Annotated in this window: 5 protein-coding genes; 4 read left to right on the top strand and 1 reads right to left on the bottom strand. The window is 74.1% G+C overall.

Annotated elements, in window-relative coordinates; genetic code table 11:
• From QM633_RS12240 to QM633_RS12230, 3 genes are all read left to right on the top strand, one after another.
• Positions 1-707: MFS transporter (locus QM633_RS12240; RefSeq protein ID WP_415154041.1), on the top strand; the 707-nt coding region annotated here is incomplete at its 5' end.
• A 180-nt stretch (positions 708-887) separates the two neighbouring features.
• Positions 888-1,604 (top strand): type 1 glutamine amidotransferase, encoded by a 717-nt coding sequence (locus QM633_RS12235; RefSeq protein ID WP_415154040.1) that lies wholly within the window; start codon positions 888-890, stop codon positions 1,602-1,604.
• Positions 1,605-1,677: 73 nt separating this feature from the next.
• On the top strand, positions 1,678-2,088 hold the full coding sequence (locus QM633_RS12230) for a PLD nuclease N-terminal domain-containing protein (protein WP_415154039.1): 411 nt from the start codon (positions 1,678-1,680) through the stop codon (positions 2,086-2,088).
• Here QM633_RS12230 and QM633_RS12225 read toward each other — a convergent pair.
• Positions 1,988-3,007, bottom strand: a complete 1,020-nt coding sequence (locus tag QM633_RS12225; protein WP_415154038.1) for an EamA family transporter — start codon at positions 3,005-3,007, stop codon at positions 1,988-1,990. The two genes, QM633_RS12230 and QM633_RS12225, sit on opposite strands and share 101 nt — an antisense overlap.
• A gap of 36 nt (positions 3,008-3,043) precedes the next feature.
• Between QM633_RS12225 and QM633_RS12220 the strand changes: the two genes are divergently transcribed.
• Positions 3,044-3,932, top strand: an 889-nt coding sequence (locus tag QM633_RS12220; protein WP_415154037.1) for a LysR family transcriptional regulator, incomplete at its 3' end; no start/stop codon positions are given.

Raw genomic sequence — 3,932 nt, 5'->3', positions numbered from 1 at the left:
CGCTGCGGCTCGCCGCGCTGGGCGCTGGGCTGGTCATGCCCGGGGTGCCGCGCCCCACGGTGGGCCCCGCCTCACCGCAGGCCGCCCGGTCCCGCGGCCGGTCGGCCTGGACCGAGCCCCGCACGCTGCTGATCGGCGTGGTGGCCTTCGCCGCGGCGATCAGCGAGGGCGCCGCCAACAACTGGCTCTCGCTGGCCTTCGTCGACGGCTTCGGAGCCACCGAGGCGTTCGGCGGCATCGTCCTGGGCGTGTTCATCGGGTCGATGGCGGTCGTGCGCGCGGTGGGGACGCGCGCGATCGACCGGCTCGGGCGCGTCGCCGCCCTGCAGTTGTCGGGGCTGTTCGGCGTCGCCGGGCTGGCCCTGTTCGCACTGTCGTCCCGCCCGCAGCTGGCCATCGTCGGCGTCGCGCTGTGGGGGCTCGGGGCAGCGCTGTGCTTCCCCCTCTCCGTGGCCGCGGTCTCCGAGGACCCGTGGCGGGCGCCCGCGCGGGTCTCGGTGATGGCGTCCCTCGGCTCGGTGGCGGCGATGACCGCCTCCCCGATGATCGGTCTCGCCGCCGAGACGCTGGGCGGCACCCGCCACGCCCTGCTGGTGGTCCTGGTCGCACTGCTCGCCAGCCTGGCGGTCTCCCGCTTCGTGGGACCCTCGCTGAGCAGGGTGGCCGACCCCAGGGACGCGCTCAACGCCGAGCCCGTCCCGGCCTGAGCCGTCCCGGCCTGACATCCTCCCGACGGTGCCGGCGGCTCCCGGGGCCTGCCGGCGAGACCGGTGAGGTCGGCCGTTGGCACCGCCGGCTCCCCGGCCCGACCCCACTCAGGGGCGGGACAGCACCCGCACAGCCGGCGTGTAACCTGGCCGTCAGATTTCGGGACTAGTCTCCGGCACATGCCGAGGGCAGTACGCGCCACGATCGTCCAGCCGGATCCGAGCGTGCCCGTCGACCGGTTCGGCCCGTGGCTGGCCAGCAACCGGGTGCTGGTTCGCGCCGTCCCGCTGTGGCAGCGCGACGTCCCCTCCGTGGACAACGTGGGCGACGGCATCCTCGTGCTGGGTGGCACGATGAGCGCACACGACGGCGCTCGTCACGCCTGGCTCGAGCCGCTCAAGCAGCTCATGGTGGCCGCGGTGGACGCCGACGTCCCGGTCCTGGCCATCTGCCTGGGTCACCAGCTGCTCGCCGAGGCATTCGGCGGCGAGGTGACCGTGGCGCATCCCGACGGCGGCGAACACGGCGCCTACCCCGTCGCCTGGCATCCCGGGGCGTCCAGCGACCCGCTGCTGGGCCGGCTCGCCGAGATGGGCCACTCCCTCGTCGCGGAGTCCCACCACGACGCGGTCACCGCCTTGCCCGGCGGAGCCGAGCAACTCGCCAGCACCGCGCGCTATCCGAACCAGGCGTTCCGGGTCGGCTCGGCCGTGGGCGTCCAGTTCCACCCCGAGGCGTCGCCCGAGTTGATGGGGCGCTGGGCCGAGCTCGACGGCCACGACGGACGCGACATGCGCCGCTCGATGCACGCCCAGGACACCGAGGTGTCGCGCACCGGGCGACTGCTGGCCCAGGCGTTCTGCGGCCAGCTGCGGGCCCGCGCGATGGCCGCCTGAGCGAGCCCGCCAGGACCGCGACCGTCGCGGAGATGCTGCGACTATCGTTGGAGGCAGCCAACCCGGGAGTCCGATGATCCGTCTGCTGCCGTTCGCGCTCGAGGCGATCCTGCTCGTCTTCTGCCTCATCGACTGCGTCCTCGCCGACGACGCACGCGTCCGGAACCTGCCCAAGTGGGGCTGGATCCTGTTGATCGTGGTCGTCCCCCTGGTCGGCGGCGTCGCCTGGCTGCTGGCCGGGCGTCCGGCCAGGACCGCCGATCGGCCCGCGAGCGCGACCCCGCAGTGGGAGAGCCCGCCCACCGTGCGTCCGCGCGCACCCGACGACGACCCCGAGTTCCTCGCCAAGCTGACCCGCGACAACGCCGACCAGGAGCGCTTCCTCAAGCGCTGGGAGGACGATCTGCGCCGGCGTGAGGAGGAACTGCGACAGCAGGACGGCGCGGGCGATCCCACCGACCCCAACCCGGACGACCAGCGCTGAGCGCCCGGCCCCCGGGACCGGCCTGCCGCAGCGCGCCGATCATCACCCCGGCGACGACGACGAGTCCGCCGGCCAGTTCCAGCCCGCTCGGCCGCTCGCCGAGGACGAGCGCCGCCGTGATGATCCCGGCCACCGGCACGAGCATGGAGAACGGTGCGACGACACCGGCCGGGTGCCGGGCGAGCAGCCAGGTCCAGATCCCCGAGCCCACCGCCGTCCCGATCAGGCAGGTGTAGGCGAGGCCGATCCACGCAGGGACGGCGGACGGGGCCAGCGAGGTCGCCAGCGAGGCGAGGATCTGTTCAGGACCCTCGAACACCAGCGACAGGGCGAGCATCGGGACCGGGACCACCACCGACATCCACAAGGTGAAGTGGAGCGGGTTCGGCGCCTGGGCCATCCGGCTGGCCAGGTTTCCGAACGCCCAGCCGAGTCCCCCGGCCAGGACCAGCAGGAACGGCACCAGGCCGGCGGCCTGCGCGCGGGCCACACCGACGACCGCCATGCCGATGATCGCGACGGCGATGCCCAGCCACTGACGCCCGTTGACGCGTTCGCGGAGCAGGACGGCGCCGAGCGCGAGCGTGAACGGTCCCGACGCCTGCAGCACCAGTGAGGCCAGACCGGTCGGAAGGCCCGCCGCCATGCCCGCGTAGAGGAAGGTGAACTGCGCCACGCCGAAACCCAGGCCATAGCCGATCAGCCAGCGCACCGGCACCCGCGGGCGGGGTACGAGCAGGACGGTCGGGAGCGCGATCAGGGCGAACCGCAGCGCGACGAGGAAGAACGGGGGGAACTGGTCGAGGGAGGCGTGGATGGCCAGGAAGTTGACCCCCCAGACGGCTGCGACGGCGATGGCGAGGAGGCGATGACGAACGGGCACGGATCCATGGTCGAGCACCGGACAGTGAAGGACCATCCCCGATTCTCTACAGAGACGCTTTAGGCTGCCTACATGGACTTGCGACATCTGGAGCTCCTGCGGGCACTCGCCGACCGGGGCACGATCACGGCCGTGGCGGCCGCGACCTACCGCACCCCTTCCGCGGTCAGCCAGCAGTTGCGCAACGCCGAGCGGGCCTTCGGCGCGGCGCTCGTCGAACCGGAGGGACGCGGGCTGCGGCTGACCGCCGCCGGCCGGCTGCTCGCCGAAGGAGCCGGCGAGGTCGCCACCACGCTGGCCCGGCTGCAGCGGAACCTGGACGACCTGCAGGGACGCCCGAGGGGGACGGTGACGCTCGCGGGCCTGCCGAGCGCGCTGGAGTTCCTCGTGCCCGGCGTGCTCCCGCGCCTGGAGGGCTCCGGCATCGAGATCGTCCTCACCGACGCCGACGTCGCCGAGGCGGGCTTCGCCGCCTACGCGGCCGACCACGACCTGGTCATCGGGCACAGCCTCGCCGAGACCCCCGAGGGCTCCGACCGGCTGGTCGCCCGCACGGTCGCCAGGGAGCCGCTGGACGTGGCGCTGCCCGCGTCCCACCGGCTCGCGGGACGGCGGAGCCTCGCCGCCGCCGACCTGGCCGGTGAACGCTGGATCGGGGTGCCCCTCGGCTTCCCCTTCGACACCGTGCGGATCGCCATCGAGAACCGGGCCGGCCACGCGCTGGACGTCGTCCAGCGGATCAGGGACAACCGCGTCGTCGAGGTGCTGGTCGCCTCGGGTGCGGGGTGCGCGCTGCTGCCCCGGTTCACCACCCGCCCCCGCCCGGGGCTCGCGCTCGTCCCCCTCGTCGACATCCGCTCCGTGCGCTCGGTCGTCGCCCTCGGCCGCCCGGACCGCCTGGAGCGCGCGGCCGTCCGGGTGGTCCTCGCCGCCCTGGCCGAGGCCGGCGCCGCCGCCGCGT

The organism is Propionicimonas sp., from assembly GCF_047606205.1.
Classification (GTDB): domain Bacteria; phylum Actinomycetota; class Actinomycetes; order Propionibacteriales; family Propionibacteriaceae; genus Propionicimonas.
Note: the sequence above shows the minus strand (reverse complement) of the source record. Positions and strands in the feature narration are given on the sequence as shown.

Excerpts from the sequence above, each read along its gene's own strand:
- QM633_RS12235 (WP_415154040.1), top strand. The coding sequence starts at position 888 with ATGCCGAGGGCAGTACGCGCCACGATCGTCCAGCCGGATCCGAGCGTG.
- QM633_RS12230 (WP_415154039.1), top strand. The coding sequence starts at position 1,678 with ATGATCCGTCTGCTGCCGTTCGCGCTCGAGGCGATCCTGCTCGTCTTC.
- QM633_RS12225 (WP_415154038.1), bottom strand. The coding sequence starts at position 3,007 with ATGGTCCTTCACTGTCCGGTGCTCGACCATGGATCCGTGCCCGTTCGT.